The sequence below is a fragment of the Oceanicola sp. 22II-s10i genome (assembly GCF_002210105.1).
In the GTDB taxonomy this organism is placed as follows: domain Bacteria; phylum Pseudomonadota; class Alphaproteobacteria; order Rhodobacterales; family Rhodobacteraceae; genus Pseudooceanicola.
The window spans coordinates 65,594-81,732 of record NZ_AQQU01000011.1 but is presented as its reverse complement, the minus strand read 5'-3'; the positions used below and the strand labels follow the sequence as shown (position 1 = coordinate 81,732).

At 66.3% G+C, this 16,139-nt stretch carries 15 protein-coding genes; 9 read left to right on the top strand and 6 right to left on the bottom strand.

Going from position 1 to position 16,139, the window contains the following annotated elements:
• The first annotated feature begins 266 nt into the window (after window positions 1-266).
• From ATO6_RS20965 to mnhG, 6 genes are read left to right on the top strand one after another with little or no spacing between them, the layout of a single operon-like run.
• Window positions 267-3,146: a monovalent cation/H+ antiporter subunit A gene (locus ATO6_RS20965; RefSeq protein ID WP_088626028.1), complete on the top strand. Its 2,880-nt coding sequence runs from the start codon at window positions 267-269 to the stop codon at window positions 3,144-3,146.
• Window position 3,147: 1 nt separating this feature from the next.
• Window positions 3,148-3,498 carry a Na+/H+ antiporter subunit C gene (locus ATO6_RS20960; RefSeq protein ID WP_088626003.1) on the top strand — a complete coding sequence of 117 codons (351 nt, stop codon included), beginning with the start codon at window positions 3,148-3,150 and terminating at the stop codon, window positions 3,496-3,498.
• The gene (locus ATO6_RS20955; protein WP_088626002.1) at window positions 3,495-5,039 is read left to right on the top strand and encodes a monovalent cation/H+ antiporter subunit D; all 1,545 of its coding nucleotides are present in this window, start codon (window positions 3,495-3,497) and stop codon (window positions 5,037-5,039) included. Before ATO6_RS20960 ends, ATO6_RS20955 begins: the two co-directional genes overlap by 4 nt.
• Before the next feature lie 4 nt (window positions 5,040-5,043).
• Window positions 5,044-5,544 (top strand): Na+/H+ antiporter subunit E, encoded by a 501-nt coding sequence (locus ATO6_RS20950; RefSeq protein WP_088626027.1) that lies wholly within the window; start codon window positions 5,044-5,046, stop codon window positions 5,542-5,544.
• Window positions 5,541-5,828, top strand: a complete 288-nt coding sequence (locus ATO6_RS20945) for a K+/H+ antiporter subunit F (protein ID WP_088626001.1) — start codon at window positions 5,541-5,543, stop codon at window positions 5,826-5,828. Before ATO6_RS20950 ends, ATO6_RS20945 begins: the two co-directional genes overlap by 4 nt.
• Entirely contained in the window at window positions 5,825-6,226 is a 402-nt protein-coding gene (gene mnhG, locus ATO6_RS20940) for a monovalent cation/H(+) antiporter subunit G (protein WP_088626000.1), read from the top strand. The genes ATO6_RS20945 and mnhG overlap by 4 nt, the downstream gene beginning before the upstream one ends.
• A gap of 48 nt (window positions 6,227-6,274) precedes the next feature.
• Here the strand turns inward: mnhG and ATO6_RS20935 are convergent, their stop codons facing one another.
• The 5 genes from ATO6_RS20935 to ATO6_RS20915 all read right to left on the bottom strand — a co-directional run bounded on the left by ATO6_RS20935 (window position 6,275) and on the right by ATO6_RS20915 (window position 10,955).
• Window positions 6,275-6,991, bottom strand: coding sequence for a TetR/AcrR family transcriptional regulator (locus ATO6_RS20935; RefSeq protein WP_141102049.1), 717 nt, complete (start codon window positions 6,989-6,991; stop codon window positions 6,275-6,277).
• Window positions 6,992-7,107: 116 nt separating this feature from the next.
• On the bottom strand, window positions 7,108-8,151 hold the full coding sequence (locus tag ATO6_RS20930; RefSeq protein WP_088625998.1) for an extracellular solute-binding protein: 1,044 nt from the start codon (window positions 8,149-8,151) through the stop codon (window positions 7,108-7,110).
• A gap of 34 nt (window positions 8,152-8,185) precedes the next feature.
• Window positions 8,186-9,001, bottom strand: coding sequence for an ABC transporter permease (locus tag ATO6_RS20925; RefSeq protein WP_088625997.1), 816 nt, complete (start codon window positions 8,999-9,001; stop codon window positions 8,186-8,188).
• Window positions 8,998-9,867 (bottom strand): ABC transporter permease, encoded by an 870-nt coding sequence (locus tag ATO6_RS20920; protein ID WP_088625996.1) that lies wholly within the window; start codon window positions 9,865-9,867, stop codon window positions 8,998-9,000. Before ATO6_RS20920 ends, ATO6_RS20925 begins: the two co-directional genes overlap by 4 nt.
• Complete coding sequence (locus ATO6_RS20915; protein WP_088625995.1) at window positions 9,864-10,955, bottom strand: ABC transporter ATP-binding protein; 1,092 nt, start codon at window positions 10,953-10,955, stop codon at window positions 9,864-9,866. The genes ATO6_RS20920 and ATO6_RS20915 overlap by 4 nt, the downstream gene beginning before the upstream one ends.
• 450 nt (window positions 10,956-11,405) lie before the next feature.
• Between ATO6_RS20915 and ATO6_RS20910 the strand changes: the two genes are divergently transcribed.
• The 3 genes from ATO6_RS20910 to ATO6_RS20900 are packed head-to-tail and all read left to right on the top strand — an operon-like array spanning window position 11,406 to window position 15,040.
• Window positions 11,406-13,073, top strand: a complete 1,668-nt coding sequence (locus tag ATO6_RS20910) for a N,N-dimethylformamidase beta subunit family domain-containing protein (RefSeq protein ID WP_088626026.1) — start codon at window positions 11,406-11,408, stop codon at window positions 13,071-13,073.
• Between the two features lie 48 nt (window positions 13,074-13,121).
• Window positions 13,122-14,381 (top strand): four-carbon acid sugar kinase family protein, encoded by a 1,260-nt coding sequence (locus ATO6_RS20905; protein ID WP_088625994.1) that lies wholly within the window; start codon window positions 13,122-13,124, stop codon window positions 14,379-14,381.
• Window positions 14,378-15,040, top strand: a complete 663-nt coding sequence (locus ATO6_RS20900; protein WP_088625993.1) for a class II aldolase/adducin family protein — start codon at window positions 14,378-14,380, stop codon at window positions 15,038-15,040. The genes ATO6_RS20905 and ATO6_RS20900 overlap by 4 nt, the downstream gene beginning before the upstream one ends.
• A 2-nt stretch (window positions 15,041-15,042) precedes the next feature.
• Here ATO6_RS20900 and ATO6_RS20895 read toward each other — a convergent pair whose 3' ends face one another.
• On the bottom strand, window positions 15,043-15,783 hold the full coding sequence (locus ATO6_RS20895) for an SDR family NAD(P)-dependent oxidoreductase (RefSeq protein ID WP_088625992.1): 741 nt from the start codon (window positions 15,781-15,783) through the stop codon (window positions 15,043-15,045).
• Window positions 15,784-16,139: the final 356 nt, after the last annotated feature.

Genomic DNA, 16,139 nt, shown 5'->3' with positions numbered 1-16,139 from the left:
GCTGCACGGAGCCCCGGCACTGTGCCGTTGTAATAACGTAAACGTTATCATCCGGGATTCATACAGCTCTGCCATCCGACACCGGCCACGCGGAAGGCGACTCCGGCCAAGAATTACGGTTCCAAACCCGTCAATGCGACCCTGCGTCACGCGAAGAAATGGCATCGGACGATACGGAAAAATCCCCACAAACTTTATCAATCTGCTGGAATCATCTGCCGTCGTTGCGCATGAATGATGACCAAACATTCAAGTGGGCTGCCAACGTGTCACTCTTCCTTATCGTCGCCCTGCCTTTCCTCGGCGCGCTCCTTCCCGGAGTGATGAATTCGGCCGGCCGGTCGGCATGTGCCGGGGTGACCTTCACCGTCACGCTGGCGGCCTTTGTCGGCCTTCTCACCAACCTGCCGGCGGTGCTGGCAGGCCGCGTCGTGACCGCCGGCATCGACTGGATGCCCGCGCTCGGGCTGAACGTGACACTGATGCTGGACGGGCTGGGCTTTTTCTTTGCGCTGCTCATCCTCGGCATCGGTCTGCTGATCATCGCCTACGGGCGGCACTACCTCAGCCGCGAAGACAACATGGGTGAGTTCTTCACCTACCTCCTGCTGTTCCAGGGCGCGATGGTGGGGATCGTCCTGTCTGACAACATCCTGCTGCTGCTGGTGTTCTGGGAACTGACCTCGCTGTCGTCCTTCCTGTTGATCGGCTACTGGAAGCACCTGCCCGAGGGCCGTCAGGGCGCGCGGATGGCGTTGACCGTGACCGGCATGGGCGGACTGGCGATGATCGGGGGCATGCTGATCCTCGGCAATATCGTGGGCAGCTACGATCTGAGCGTCATCCTGCAGAACCGCGAGATGATCCAGGCCAGCCCGCTCTACCTGCCCGCGCTGATCCTGATCCTGCTGGGCTGTTTCACCAAGTCGGCGCAGTTCCCTTTCCACTTCTGGCTGCCGCATGCGATGGCCGCGCCGACGCCAGTCTCGGCCTATCTGCACTCCGCGACCATGGTGAAGGCGGGCATCTTCCTGATGGCCCGCATGTGGCCGGTGCTGTCGGGCACGCCCGAATGGGTAGCCATCGTAACCACGGCGGGGCTGATCACCATGGTGCTGGGCGCGGTGATCGCGCTGTTCAAGCATGACCTCAAGGCGCTGCTGGCCTTCTCGACCGTCAGCCACCTCGGCCTGATCACCATGCTTCTGGGCACCGGCACGGCCTTCGGAGCCATGGCGGCGGTGTTCCACATCCTCAACCACGCGACGTTCAAGGCCGCGCTCTTCATGTCCGCGGGCATCGTCGACCACGAGGCACACACGCGCGACATCCGCCGCCTTGGCGGGCTGCGCGCGCTGATGCCGGTGACCTTCGTCATCGCCACCCTCGCAGCGCTCTCAATGGCCGGGATCCCGTTCCTCAACGGCTTCCTGTCGAAGGAGATGATGCTGGAAGAAGCCCACCACACGGTGCTGTATGGCAGCCATTGGCTGGTGCCGGTGCTGGCGACCGCAGGCTCGCTCTTTTCGGCGGCCTACTGCTTCCGCTTCATCGGCCACACCTTCCTGGGGCCGGTGCGCGACGACTATCCGCACAAGCCGCACGATCCAGGTCCGGGCATGTGGCTGCCGCCCGCGATCCTCGTCGTGCTCGTGGTCGTCATCGGCGTGGCGCCTTTCCTCGCCGAGCCCTTCGTCAAGATCGTGACCGCCTCGGTCCTCGGCATGGCGGGCGAAGTGCCCGAAGCGCATTTCAAGATCTGGCACGGGCTGGTCCCGGCGCTTTACATGTCGATCATCGCGGTTGTCGGTGGCCTGTTGCTGATGACCGTCTTCAAGCCCCTCCTGCGGCTCTGGGAGGCGACACCGCGCCCCGAGGCGAAGGTGATCTTCGAAGCCATCGTCGAGGCCGCCGCGCGCGTCTCGCAGGTGGTCATCCACGGGCTGCACAACGGGTCGTTCACCCGCTACGCCATGATCGCCATGGTGACGATGATCGCGGCCGGCTACCACGCATGGGTCACCGGCGCGGTCGGCGAGGCCACGCGCACCATGCAGGCCGCGGGCCCCGTGCCGATCGCAGGCTGGGCGATGCTCGTGGCCGCGACCGTGGCGCTGGTGATACTGCATCGCAACCGCCTGCTGGCACTGATCCTGATCGGCATCGTCGGCCTGATGGTCTCGGTCGGCTTCGTCTACCTCAGCGCGCCCGACCTCGCGATGACCCAGTTCACGGTCGAGGTCGTGACCATCATCCTGCTGCTGCTGGCGCTGAACTTCCTGCCCAACCGAACCCCTGTCGAAAGCACCACGCTGCGCCGGGTGCGCGATGCGGCCATCGCGGTCGCCGGGGGCCTCGCGACCTTCGCCCTGTCCTGGCACTACCTGCTGCGCGACGCGGTCTCGACCCCGATCTCGGAATTCCACCTGGCAAATTCCTACAAGGGCGGCGGCGGCACCAACGTCGTCAACGTGATCCTCGTCGACTTCCGGGGCTTCGACACCTACGGCGAGATCATCGTGCTCGGCATCGCCGCGCTGCTGATCTACGCCCTGACTGAGACGCTGCTCGACGGGCCGGTGCGGCGCAGGCTGCTGAACCGCGAGCCGGACCAGCCGCAGGCCGGGGACCGGCATCCGATGATGATGGTCGTTGTGACGCGCGTCATCATGCCGGTGGTCATCATGGTCGGGTTCTACATCTTCCTGCGCGGCCACAACGAACCCGGCGGCGGCTTCATCGCCGGTCTGATCGTGTCGATCGGCGTGGTGATGCAGTACATGGCCAGCGGCTTTGCCTGGACCTCCGCCCGGCTGAAATACCCCTATCACGGGGTGATCGGTGCGGGCGTGCTGGTCGCGGGCTTTACCGGGATGGGGTCGTGGTTCGTGTCCAAGCCCTTCCTGACCTCGGATTTCACCTATGTCCGGATCCCGCCCTTCGACAAATTCGAACTGGCCACCGCCGCTCTCTTCGATCTGGGCGTGTTCCTCGCGGTCGTGGGCGCGGTGATGCTGTCGCTGGAAAGCTTCTCGCGGCTGGCGCGCCGGACGGATACGCCGGACACCGAATACCCGATGGACATCGACCCGTCGCGCACCGAGGGTCCGCTCGAGAACGTCACGGCACTGAAGGAGGGCAACTGACATGGAACTGATCGTTGCCTCCGCCATCGGCGTGCTGACCGCGGGGGGTATCTACCTCGTCCTGCGTCTGCGCACCTTCCCGGTGATCCTCGGGATGTCGCTGCTGACCTACGCGGTGAACGTCTTCCTCTTCGCCTCGGGCCGCCTGACCATCGGCGCGCCGCCGATCCTGTCCGATGACGTGACCGTCTACACCGACCCCCTGCCCCAGGCGCTTGTCCTGACCGCTATCGTGATCTCGTTCGGGATGACGGCTGTCGTGGTGATGATCGGCCTCGGCGCCTTCCTCGGATCCGACGACGACCACGTCGACGACCAGCCGCAGTCCGCCGGGACGGAGCAGCAGACATGAGCCACTGGATCATCCTGCCAATCGTCCTGCCCGCGCTGATGGCCCCGTTCATCGTGCTGGCCGCGCGTTATCACATCGGCATCCAGCGCGTATTCTCGGTGTCGGGCGTCGTTTTCCTGATCGGCCTGTCCGCCGCCCTCGCCTGGGAGGTGTCGGACGGATCCGTCATCTACTACCGACTCAGTGACTGGGCCGCGCCCTTTGGCATCGTTCTCGTCGGGGATCGGCTGTCGACCATGATGGTCCTGCTGACCTCGGTGCTGGCGCTCTTCGTGCTGCTCTATGCCATCGGCTCGGGCTGGGACAACCGGGGCCGCCATTTCCACGCGCTGTTCCAGTTCCAGCTGATGGGGATCCTCGGGGCCTTCCTGACGGGCGACCTCTTCAACCTGTTCGTCTTCTTCGAGGTCCTGCTGATCGCCTCATACGGCCTGATGATCCACGCCGGTGGCAACGACAGACTCAAGGCTGGCGTGCAGTATGTGCTGTACAACCTGATCGGCTCCACGCTGTTCCTCTTCGCGCTCGGTTCGATCTATGCCGAGACCGGGACGCTCAACATGGCCGACCTCGCACAGCGCGTGGCCGCCATCGGGCCCGAGGAGACGGTGGGCATCCGCGTCGCCGCCGTGCTGCTGCTGCTGGTCTTCGCGATCAAGGCGGCGCTGGTGCCGCTGCACTTCTGGCTGCCGTCGAGCTATGCCGAGGCCCCTGCCCCGGTCGCCGCGCTTTTCGCGATCATGACCAAGGTCGGCGCCTATGCGATCATCCGTGTCTACACGATGATTTTCCCGCCTGATCTGGAGGTCACGTCGAACCTGCTGGAAACCTGGTTCATGCCGGCGGCGCTGATCTCCTGCGGGATCGGTGCGGTCGGGGTGCTGGCGGCACGCCGGGTGGACCGCCTTGTGGCGTTCGCGGTCGTCGGCTCCATGGGCATGGTGATGATCGCCATCGCGCTGTTCAGCCCGGCGGGCATCGGCGCGGCGCTCTACTACATCGTCCACTCCACTCTTGCGGCGGCCGTGCTGTTCCTGATCTCGGACCTCGTCCGCACCGGGCGCGGCAATGTCGAGATCACGGCGCAGATTCCGATGGCGGGGACCTTCCTCACCGCCGGCATGTTCTTCGTCGGCGCCATCGCGATGGCCGGCCTGCCGCCGCTCTCGGGGTTCCTCGGCAAGCTGCTGGTCCTGCAGGCCTCGGTCGGGGACGACCTCGTGGTCTGGATCTGGGCGGTCGTGCTGGGCTCCAGCCTCGTCAGCGTCGTCGGCTTCGCCCGCGCGGGCAGCACGGTCTTCTGGAAGTCGCACGGCACCACGGACGCAGAACCCGCGGCCGAGGACGCCGTCCGCCCCTCGGTCCTGTCCTACACGGCCGTCGGCGGGCTCTTCGCCCTGCTGGTGGCGCTGACCTTGTTCGCGGGCCACGTCCACGCCTACACCACCGCCATCGCGACGGATCTGTTCGCGCCCGAGGCCTACACCTCGACGGTCCTCGACACGCCGGGCAAACTCAGCACGCCGAAAGAGGGGCACTGACATGTTGATGCGCGCCTACCGCTGGCTTCTGCCGCACCCGCTGCTGACCATCGTCCTCGCCCTCGTCTGGGTCATCCTGCAGAACGGGATCAGCGCGGGCATGGTCGTCTTCGGCATCCTGCTGGGGATCATCATCCCCTGGATGACCTCGATCTGGTGGCCCGACACGCCCAAGGGGTTCCGGATGGGGCGGATGGTGACCTACACCTTCCTCGTGATGTGGGACATCGTCGTGGCGAACATCCAGGTGGCGTGGATCGTCCTGACCGTGCCGAACGCCAAGCTGAAGCCGGCATGGATCGTCGTCCCGCTGGAACTCAAGCAGCCCGAGGCGATCACCGTTCTGGCGGGCACCATCACCCTGACGCCGGGCACCGTGTCCTCGGACCTGTCGGACGAGGGGCACAGCCTGCTCGTCCACGTGCTGCACACCGACGACCCCGACGCCGTCCGCGACGACATCAAGACCCGCTATGAACGCAGGCTGCTGGAGATATTCTCATGACCTCCGCCTCCGGATTCCTCGACATCGCCCTTGGCGTTGCGCTCGTCACCCTCGTGGTCGGCCAGGTCCTCTCGATGGTGCGGCTGGTGCTGGGCCCGACGACCGGCGACCGCATCCTCGCGCTCGACACCATGGTCATCAACGCGCTCGGCCTCGTGGTCGTGCTGGGCATCCAGCAGGGCGTGAAGGTCTATTTCGAGGTGACGCTGCTGATCGCCATGCTCGGCTTCGTGTCCACCGTCGCGCTGGCGCGCTTCATCCTGAGGGGGGACATCATCGAATGACACTCGCTGTCGCCTTCACCTACGCCGCCGGCGCGTCGCTGCTGATCGGGTCCTTCTTCATCCTCGTCGGCGTCATCGGCCTGCTGAAGTTCAACGACCCGATGACCCGCCTGCACGCCCCGACCAAGGTCGGCACAATCGGCGTCGGCATGCTGCTGCTCGCCTCGATCTTCGCCTCCGTCGCCGAGGGCAGCGGCACCATGCACGAGCTGCTGATCATGGCGTTCCTGTTTGTCACGGCGCCCGTCTCGGCGAACTTCATCGCCAAGGTGAACATCCACCTGCGCAACTGCGATATCCCCCCCGCGCCGCCGCAGGACGACACCTGGTCGACGCTGGCGGACCAGCGCCTCGGCATCGACAACGCGACGCCCGGGGCGAAGGTCAGCGAAAGTTAGGACCCGTCAGGTTGCCGAGAGACCACGGACGTTGGGGCTGACACGGTATCAGCCCTGATCGGTCGGTCGCGGGCCGTCCAGTTCGATGCGTATGCGATCCAGCGCATCCTGCGTTACCGGTATCCGGGGCAGGTATTCGGGAAGGTACCGGCGCAGGTAGGTGACGGCACAGGCCGTCGCCTCGGCGCGGTAGGCTTCCGTGATCTGTCCGTGATATCCGTAGGACAGCGCCCAGATCCCGTCCATCGCCGCCGCCGACATTTCCAGCCAGTGCGGCAGGTCGGGCATGTTCTGGATGTCGAAATAGGCCTCCAGCATCCGTGCCCGGCTGCGGGCCAGACGCGCGTTCCCGGTGAAATCCGCGCTGCGGACCGCGGCCGAGACACCGGCGCCCAGAAACAGGCGCAGGGCGGCCGGGCGGCTGTTCTGGAACGCGGCTGCCGCCTTGTGCTTCCTCTCCAGAAGCTCCTGCCAGGATTGCGGCTCCGGATCGCTGAGCGGCAGGATGGACCGTTCGTAGATCTCGTCGTTGAAGCGCAGCGCAAGCGCGACGTAGACGGAATTGCGGTTCGGGAAGAAGTAATAGACCGAGGCGAGCGAGATCTCGGCCTGTTCCGCGATCTGGGCCAGACTGATGTCCTCGTCGCCGCTGTCCGACAGCAACCGTTCGGTCGCGTCGAGGATCAGGTGATACCGCTCGATCCCCCGTCGCCGCATCGGCCGGTTCTGGGTCAGTTCGGCCTGCAAATTTCTTGATGTGTTCAAAACCCGGCTCCCTGCGGACGCGGCGCCAATCTAAAGGGCAAGATCCCGCGTCACAAGTTTGCGGTCCTCCTTGGGCCAGGGGCGGATTGTCGCCGCCCCCGGCATGGCGGCTGCGCTTATTGCAGCAGCCAGTTGGTCCAGCGCTCGCGCAGCTCGTCGCGGTTCGCGCCGATCCATTCGAAATCGGGATCGACCAGCAGCTCGTAGTTCGCCGGGTAGGTGGCGTAGAGCTTCTGCTCTTCCTCCGGCAGCTGGCTGAGGCCGATGGTCGAGGAGGTTGCGTAGCCGACCGCCTGGATGAAGCCCGGATGCCCCTCTGCCGCGCCATAGAAGAAGTTGATGAAGTTCATCGCGCCCTCGGGGTTCGGCGAGTCCTTCAGCACGGCGAGGTAGCCGGTGTCGCGGATCGCGCCGTCCCATGCCATCGCGAAGGGCGAGCCGTCCTGGATCACCTTCAGCGCCCGGCCGGAATAGGCCATCGTCATGGCGATCTCGTTGTCGCGCATGATCTGCTGGACCTGGTTGCCGGTCTTCCACCAGACCGCGATATGCGGGCGGATCTCCTCGAGCTTGGCATAGGCGCGGTCCAGGTCGAGCGGGTAGAGATCCTCCTTGGCCACGCCGTCGGCCAGCAGCGCCACGGTCGGCAGCCACCAGTCGCGGTCGCCGGTGTCGGGCAGGCCGCGCGGTCCCGGGTAGGTTTCGACATCCCAGAAATCAGCCCAGCTGTCGGGCGGGTTATCGGCGTATGTCTCGGTGTTGTAGGTCAGGACCATGCCGCCGGTGGTGCGGGCGATGCCCTTGGGCTGGCAGGCGCCGGGCAGCGCGTATTCCTTGACGTTCTCCAGCGTGTCGCAGGGGATGTCGACCAGCATGTCTGCCTTGCCGACAAGGTCGGGACCGGTGGCGGTGACGATGTCGAACTCGACCTGCCCGGTGCGGACCATGCCCTCGGCCCGGGCCCACTGGTCGGGGACCTCGATGTCGAAGGGGATCACCTCGGTGCCGGTCGCCTCGGCGAAGGGCAGGTAGAACCACTGTTCCATCTCGTTGCGCATCAGGCCGCCCGTCGTGGCGATCACGATTTCATCGGCCTTGGCGGCCGTCCCGGCCGTCAGCACCGCGAGGGCCAGCAGCGCGGCCCGTTTCGTCGTCTTCATTTCAACCTCCTTGTCGTTGCCTTGATGGGCCGGATCATGCCTCTTTGGCGGGCATGCTCCGGGATTGGGCCATCCGCCGCAGGATCGCCGCGGAGACCAGAACGAAGATCGAGATGCCGGTGAGCAGCACGGCGATGGCCGGGATCACCGGGGTGAGGTTCTGTTCGATGTTGTCGAACATCATGCGTGGCAGGGTCTTGTCGCGGATGCCCGCCAGGAAGAACGAGATCACCGGTTCGTCGAAGGACAGGATGAAGGCGAAGAGCCCGCCCGACAGCACGTTCGGCAGGATCAGCGGCAGCGTTACCAGCCGGAAGGCATCGAAGCGCGAGGCGCCGCAGCTCATCGCCGCGTCCTCGAGCGTGGCGTCGACCGAGCTGAGCGCGGCGGCGACGGTGAAGACGACGAAGGGCATGGCGATGATGGCATGGGCCATGACGTAGCCGGTGACGGTGCCCGACAGCCCGGTCTGCCGGAAGAAGAGGTAGAGCGCGACGGCCAGCGCGATATGCGGCACCACGATCGGCGCGATCAGCAGCCCCTGGAACAGGGTGCCGAGCCGCCCTGCCCCGCGCATCAGCGCGTAGGTCGCCATGGTGCCGACGACCACCGTCACGACGGAGGTCAGCACCGCGATCTTCAGCGAGAAGACCGAAGCCGCCATCCAGCGGGAATTGCCGAAGAAGGCGCCGAACCAGTCGAAGGTGAAGCCCTCCGGCGGGAAGGTCAGGTAGTCCGGTTCGCTGAAGGCCATCGGCAGGATCACCACGATGGGCGCCAGCACGAAGATCAGGACGAGGTAGACATAGGCCATCAGCAGCAGGCGGCCGGGGGTCGGGCGGTTGCTCATACCTGCCCCCCTAGCATCCGGTCGAACCGGAAGACGCGGCTGAAGACCAGCGTGATCGCGGTGACGAAAAGGGTCAGCACGCCGACCAGGGCCGCGGCAAAGGGCCAGTCGAGGAACTCGCGCAATTGCTGCGAGATCAGCGTGGCGATCATCATCTCCTGCGGCGAGCCGAGCAGCGCGGGGGTGATGAAGTAGCCGAGCGCCGTGAGGAAGACGAGAATGAAGCCGCCGAGGACGCCGGGCATGGCCAGTGGCAGCGTCACCTCGATGAACCCGCGGAGCGGCCCGGCCCCGCAGATCGCGGCGGCGCGGCCGTAATCCTGCGGGATGTTGCGGAGGGCACCGTAGATCGGCAGCACCATGAAGGGCATCAGCACATGGGTCATCGCGACCACGACGGCGCCCTGCGTGTAGAGCAGCCGGACCGGCGCGTCGATGATGCCGATCGCCTGCAGCAGGTCGTTGACGATCCCGTTCCGTTGCAGGAGCACCGCCCAGGCGGCGGTCCGGACAAGCACCGAGGACCAGAAGGGCAGCAGGATGCAGGCGGTGATGAAGACCGCCATGGCACCGCCCGAGGACACCATCGCCATCGCCACCGGGAAGGCGAGGAACAGCGACAGGATCGACACCAGCAGCGCGATCCAGAGCGTCCGCAGCAGGACCTTGCCGTAGACCGGCGTGTCGAGAATGCGCTCGTAGTTCTGGAACCCGAGCTCGGGCTCGGTGACCGAGATCGAGAGCAGGCTGATGAGCGGGTAGAGGAAGGCGATGCCGATCAGCATGAAGAACGGGGCCATCAGCAGCGTGATGCCGGCCTTGGACAGGTTCCGCCCGTCGGGCTGCATGAAGCTGGACAGGCTCATGCGGCGGCCTCTCCGTAGACCAGCAGGGCGTCGGGGTCGAAGGCAAGGCCGATTCGCTCGCCCTCCGACAGCCGTGGCAGGCCGGCCGAGGGGATGCGGGCGCGAATCTCGGTCCCGTCCGCCAGCCGCGCGATCAGCAGGGTGCCGGCCCCGGCATAGACGACTTCCTCCAGCGTGGCGGCAAGGGCGCCGGGCGCGTCGGGTGCGGTGACGCGCAGGCGTTCGGGCCGGATGGCGAGGGTGGCGGCGCCGGTCGGAGCGGTGCCGATCAGCGCAGTGTCGGGCGGGGCCAGCCGGTCGCCCTGTGCCAGCACCAGACCGCTGCCGTCCCATTGGGCGGGGATCATGTTCATCTCGCCGATGAACCCGGCGGAGAAGAGGTTGGCGGGCCGCTCGTAGAGCTCACGCGCGGGCGAGATCTGCTGGATCTTGCCGCCCCGCAGGATCGCGACGCGGTCGGCCATGGTCAGCGCCTCGCCCTGGTCGTGGGTGACGAAGACGACGGTCACGCCCAGCTCGGAATGCAGTCGCTTGATCTCGAGCTGCATCTCCTCGCGCAGGTTCTTGTCGAGCGCGGAAAGCGGTTCGTCCATCAGCAGCAGCCGCGGCTGGTAGACGATGGCCCGCGCCAGTGCCACGCGCTGCCTCTGCCCGCCGGAAAGCTGCGAGGGCATCCGGTCGCCGTAGCCTTCCAGCCGCACCACCTCCAGCGCCTCGGCGGCGCGGCGGCGGCGGGCGGCCTTGGCCTCGCCCCGCATCTTCAGGGGGAAGGCCACGTTGTCGAGCACCGACAAGTGCGGGAAGAGGGAGTAGTGCTGGAACACCATACCGATGTTCCGCTTCTGCGGCGGCATCCGGGTGCAGTCGCGCCCGTCGATGGTGATCGCGCCACCCGTCGGCACCTCGAACCCGGCGAGCATCATCAGGACAGTGGACTTGCCGGAGCCGGAGGGGCCGAGCAACGCCAGGAACTCTCCGCTGGGGATGTCGAGCGAGAGGTCGTCGACGGCCTTGAGCTGGCCGAAGCTCTTCTCGAGCCCGCGCACCGAGATTTCGGCCCCTGCCATCTGCGTTCCACTGTTCGTCATGCGTCCCCGTGTCGATTCTGTGCAGCCTCGTGATGGAAACGTAGACGATGATATAGCAGATAGCCTAATAAAATTCAGCTTTCTCCTCCGCCTCGCCTTGTTGGGCCGGAAAAATCAGCACCCGCCAGAGAAGCGAGTGATGCCACATAGGCCGCTAGAAACGCCGTTATCAGGGGGTTATCGGCAAAAACTTCATTGATTACAGCGATCTGCAAGCTCAACCGCGCCGGCGCCCCATACCTGTATAAATGTGAACTATCTGCAAGTATGTTCCAACAATGCCTTGACGACGCGGGGTCGAGTCGGATTTCTGATATATCGAAACGGCAACATGGCGCACCGATCCATACCCTGAGCGGCGTACTTGAACGGGGCCGGGGCCGAGGCGCATGATCTCTGTCGCCTGCGCGGCGTGCCTGACCTGAAACCCGGATGAAGGGAACCGACGACATGACCCGATCCAAGTTCCGCTTCCCCGAAACCGGCCCCCATGCCGTCGCGCCCTGGGGCGTGCGGAAGGGATACGGGGACGAGCATTTCCTCTCCGACTACCGCTTCCAGGCCCCACGCGAGGACCCGGAGCTGGCCGAGGTCTTCGTCTACACGCCCCGCATGTCCTACGATCCCGGCGAGACGGTGGAGTTCCACGGCTCGACAACCGCCGACACGTGGACGCTGCAGATCTACCGTGACGGCCACGCGCCCGCGATGGCGCACGAGGCGTTCGACCTGCCCGGGACCTTCACGAAGACCTCCGAGACCGCCTACATGGACGGCTGCGACTGGCCGGTCCTGCATTCCTGGAAAATCCCCGAGGGGCAGCGGCCGGGCTTTTACCGTGTTGTCTCGACCTGCATGCGGAAGGACGGCGAACGCTTCGTCCAGCACCATTTCTTCGTCGTCCGCCCGACGCCCGAGACGCGGCAGGGCAAGATCCTCTTCATGCTCGCGACCGGCACCTGGACCGCCTACAACGACTGGGGCGGGGCGAACCATTACTTCGGCACCTGGGGGCCGAACGGGAACGAGGGCTCGCCGCATCTCAGCCTGCACCGGCCCTGGACGCGCGGGATGCTCTGGCTGCCCAAGGGCGCCGCGCGGATCGCGCAGAACCGGATGCCCGAGATGAACGACCTGCCGGGCTATCCCTCCAAGGAATGGGGCTATTCGCACGGGTTCGGCCAGTATTACGCGGCCGCCGGATGGGCCCAGTTCGACCGGCATTTCGCCGTATGGGCGGAACGGCAGGGCTACGGCTTCGACATCATCACCCAGACCGACCTGCACCTGCGGCCCGAGATCCTGGACGACTACACCTGCCTCGTCACCGTGGGCCATGACGAATACTGGTCGTGGGACATGCGCAAGACGGTCGAGGATTTCGTCGAGCGGGGCGGCAACTTCTCGCGCTTCGGCGGCAACTTCCTCTGGCAGATCCGGCTTGAGGACGACGGCGCGCGGCAGGTCTGCTGGAAGACCAAGGCGCCCAAGATGGACCCGGTGCGCGACGATCCGCAGCAGAAGCACCTGCTGACCGCCTCGTGGGAAAGCGGCGGCGTCAGCTGGCCCGGCGCCTCGACCGTCGGGGTGAATGGGTGCCATGGCATGTACGGCTCCTGGGGCGGCTTCGCGCCGCGCGGGTCGCGCGGGTTCACCGTCTACCGGCCCGAACACTGGGCCTTCGAGGGCACCGACCTGCGCTACGCCGATGTCTTCGGCGCCGAGGCCGGGATCTTCGGCTACGAGGTGGACGGGCTGAACTACACCTTCGAGCGGGGGCTGCCCTACCCCGTCGCCGATCCGGGTGTGCCGGAGGGGATCGAGATCCTCGCCATGAGCCCCGCCGTCCTCTTCGAATACGAACACGAGGGGCCTGGCTACCGCTACTATGTCCGGGATTCCGACCTGGTGGGGCTCGCGGAGCTGGCGGCGGAGGACACGCCCGTCGCCCGCAGGAACTACCAGTACGGCTCCGGCATGGTGACCAGCATGAAACGCGGGCGCGGCGAGGTGCTGACCGCCGGGTCCTGCGAATGGATCATGGGGCTGACCCGCCGCGACCCGTTCACCGAGACGATAACCCGAAACGCTCTGGACAGGTTCGGCGGCGAGGCGTGACACTGGCCGCAGGGAGGACGACATCATGACACGCAAGGCGCACCGGGTATGAGCCCGGCCTACGGTATCCTCTCGGACGATTTCACCGGCGGTCTGCTGGTGGCGAGCTATTTCGAGGAAGCCGGGATCGAATGCCCGGTCTTCTTCGACCCCGAAGCCGCGGGCGAGGCCCGGACGCAGGCCCCCATCGTGGTCATCGCCTCGCGCACCCGGCTGGTTCCGGTGGAAGAGGCGAAGGCCGAGATCGCCCGCGCTCTCGACGCGCTCGACGCCCTCGGCTGCGGCACCGTCGCCTACAAGGCCTGCGCCAGTTTCGATTCCACCGAAGAGGGCAACATCGGCCCTGCCGCCGACATGCTGGCCGATCGTTACGGCGATCTGCCGGTCCTGATCAGCGCGGGGTTCCCGGAGTTTCGCTGCACCGTCCACCAGGGCCACCTGTTCTACCAGGGCATGCTGGTGAACGAGTCGGTCAAACGGTTCGATCCAGTGACGCCGATGCCCGATCCGAACCTCGTGCGGTTCCTGTCGCACCAGACCGAAACGCCGCTCGGCCTCGTCACGCATCTGGATCTGTTGAAGGAAGGCACTGCACGCGCCGCGCTCGACAAGCAGGTTGCGGCGGGGCACCGGCATGTCCTTCTCGACTGCTCCGACGCGGGCGATGTCGAGATGAGTACGACCCTCGCCCTCGACCGCCGCAGCATCGTGGCAAGCGATCCGCTGGTGGTGTCCCTCGGCCTCGCCCTCGGGCGCGGGCGGGCGGGGGCCGCAGAACCGCCGCGCCACGCGAAGGGACCGGCGGTGGTTCTGGGCGGCAGCGTCGGCCCGGTGGCGGAGGCTCAGCTGGCGGCGTTCGAGGCAGAGCATCCGGTGCTGCGGCTGGACCTCCTGGCCGGCGACGAGGCGGGGCTGATCGCGAAAGCGCTCGACTGGGCCGCCGCGCGGATCGGCACGCCCTTCGGCATCACCACCTGCGCCGACGAGGCCGGGGTGAAGGCCGCGCAGGCCGAGCTCGGACGGCTGGGGGCCGCCCGGCTGGCGGAGCGCATTCTGGCGGGTGTCGCTCGGGGCCTGCACGACAAGGGCGTGCGCCGCTTCATCGTGGCGGGGGGCGAGACCTCGGGCTCGATCGTCACCGCGCTCGGCATCCGGTCCGTCCGGCCCTTCCCGCGCGGCCCGAACGGTGGCGGGTTCTGCGTGTCGGAGGGGGACGATCCGGTGTCCTTCTTCCTGAAGTCCGGAAAGCTGGGCACGACGGACGTCCTGCTCCGCGCGCTCGAGGAAATCGAAGAGGGAAGCCGATGAAGACCGAAGCAGAGATCCGCAAGGCGCTCGTCCACTACAGCCGTGAATCCGTCGCGCGGGGCCTGTCGAACGCCACCGCCGGGAACCTGTCGGTCCGGTTCGGCGACGGCATGCTGATCACACCCTCGGGTATCACGCCCGACCGGATGGAAGAGGACCAGATCGCCGAGGTCGCCTTCGACGGCACGTTCAAGGGCAACTGGAAACCCTCCAGCGAATGGGCCCTGCACGCGATCCTCTACCGCAACCGGCCCGAGGCGCAGGGGATCGTCCATGCGCACCCCACTTATTGCGTCGCCCTGTCGACCCTGCGCGAGCCGATGCCGTCCTTCCACTACATGGTCGCCTCCTTCGGCGGCAACGAGGTGCCCTGCGCGCCTTACAGGACCTTCGGGGGGCCAGAGCTTGCGCAGGCCGTGGCCGAGACGATGGGCACGAAATACCGCGCCTGCCTGATGGCCAACCACGGGATGATCGCGTTGGCCGGCAGCCTCGGCGGCGCCTTCGACCTGACCGAGAAGCTCGAGGTGCTGGCGCGTCAGTACCAGCTCGCCCGGACCATGGGCGCGGTGAAGATGCTCACGGACGAGGAGATGGCCGAGGTGCACGAGGCCTACAAGAGCTACGGCTACGGCAAACCCGGCGCGGTGAAGGGCTGACGCTACTCCGGGTAGCGTGGCGTCCTCAGCCCCGCCGTCTCGCCGCCGTCGACCGGCAGGACCGCGCCGTTCACGTAGGAGGACTTGTCGGACAGCAGCCAGGCGATGACCTCGCCCACCTCCTCCGGCCTTGCGATCCGCCCGGCCGGAATCCGCAGCTCCAGTTCCCGCCGCCGCCGGTCATCCGACAGCACCCGCCCCATCATCCGCGTGCCGATCTGCCCCGGACAGACCGCGTTGAACCGGACGAGGTGCCCCAGCTCCAGCGAAAGGGCCTGTGTCAGCCCGATCACGGCGGCCTTGGATGCGGTGTAGATCGCCAGCTCCTCCTCTCCCGCCTTCCCGGCGATTGAGGATATGTTGACCACGGCCCCCTGCCCCGCGATCAGCCCGTCGAGCGCCAGCCGCGTCATCAGATAGACGCTGCGCGCGTTCACGTTCATCACCTCGTCCCAGTCGGCCAGGCTCGTCTCCATGAAGACGTGCCGCCGTCCGAGGCCCGCGTTGTTCACCAGCCCCGCGATCCTGCCGCCGCCAAGCTCCATCGCCCGGTCGACCAGCGCCCTGCACTCCGTCTCGACCGAAACGTCGGTCCGCAGGAAGTGCATCCGCTCATGCGCGGCCGCGAGCGCCTCGCCCGTCTCGCTGTCACGGCCCGCGATAAGAACCTCGCGCCCCTCGGCGATGAGTATCTCTGCCGCGGCCCTCCCGATGCCATGCGTTCCGCCCGTCACGATGATCATGTGCTGCCCTCCCGGTTCTCGCAGGTGTGAGCCAGACCCTGCGTCTTAATATATCAAAATGCACTGCCAATATTACCCAGCTTCGGCGTCTGGCGCCCAGGAGGTGGCATTTGCGCGATGTTGATCCGAGTTTTGGCTGGTTTTTTGGCGACGCAGCTAGGATGATCGGCTTCATGATATATCCGAATCGGGGTCAAGCCGGCGTGGCTGGACTTTCGCGGTGATCGGAGGCCGTGCCTCAGGAGCGGCAACGGCTGACTTCGCGGGGCGTCAAAAGTATCAGGCCTGAGTCTGTCTCCGGGGCTTCCGGAGATAGCTGAACATTATATCGCTAAATCGAGCCGCCGAGATGAGAT

Bases quoted from the DNA above. Each gene is read 5' to 3' on its own strand.
- ATO6_RS20925 (WP_088625997.1), bottom strand. From the start codon at position 9,001: ATGAGCAACCGCCCGACCCCCGGCCGCCTGCTGCTGATGGCCTATGTC.
- ATO6_RS20910 (WP_088626026.1), top strand. From the start codon at position 11,406: ATGACCCGATCCAAGTTCCGCTTCCCCGAAACCGGCCCCCATGCCGTC.
- ATO6_RS20960 (WP_088626003.1), top strand. From the start codon at position 3,148: ATGGAACTGATCGTTGCCTCCGCCATCGGCGTGCTGACCGCGGGGGGT.
- ATO6_RS20895 (WP_088625992.1), bottom strand. From the start codon at position 15,783: ATGATCATCGTGACGGGCGGAACGCATGGCATCGGGAGGGCCGCGGCA.
- ATO6_RS20900 (WP_088625993.1), top strand. From the start codon at position 14,378: ATGAAGACCGAAGCAGAGATCCGCAAGGCGCTCGTCCACTACAGCCGT.
- mnhG (WP_088626000.1), top strand. From the start codon at position 5,825: ATGACACTCGCTGTCGCCTTCACCTACGCCGCCGGCGCGTCGCTGCTG.
- ATO6_RS20905 (WP_088625994.1), top strand. From the start codon at position 13,122: ATGAGCCCGGCCTACGGTATCCTCTCGGACGATTTCACCGGCGGTCTG.
- ATO6_RS20955 (WP_088626002.1), top strand. From the start codon at position 3,495: ATGAGCCACTGGATCATCCTGCCAATCGTCCTGCCCGCGCTGATGGCC.
- ATO6_RS20915 (WP_088625995.1), bottom strand. From the start codon at position 10,955: ATGACGAACAGTGGAACGCAGATGGCAGGGGCCGAAATCTCGGTGCGC.
- ATO6_RS20930 (WP_088625998.1), bottom strand. From the start codon at position 8,151: ATGAAGACGACGAAACGGGCCGCGCTGCTGGCCCTCGCGGTGCTGACG.
- ATO6_RS20945 (WP_088626001.1), top strand. From the start codon at position 5,541: ATGACCTCCGCCTCCGGATTCCTCGACATCGCCCTTGGCGTTGCGCTC.
- ATO6_RS20920 (WP_088625996.1), bottom strand. From the start codon at position 9,867: ATGAGCCTGTCCAGCTTCATGCAGCCCGACGGGCGGAACCTGTCCAAG.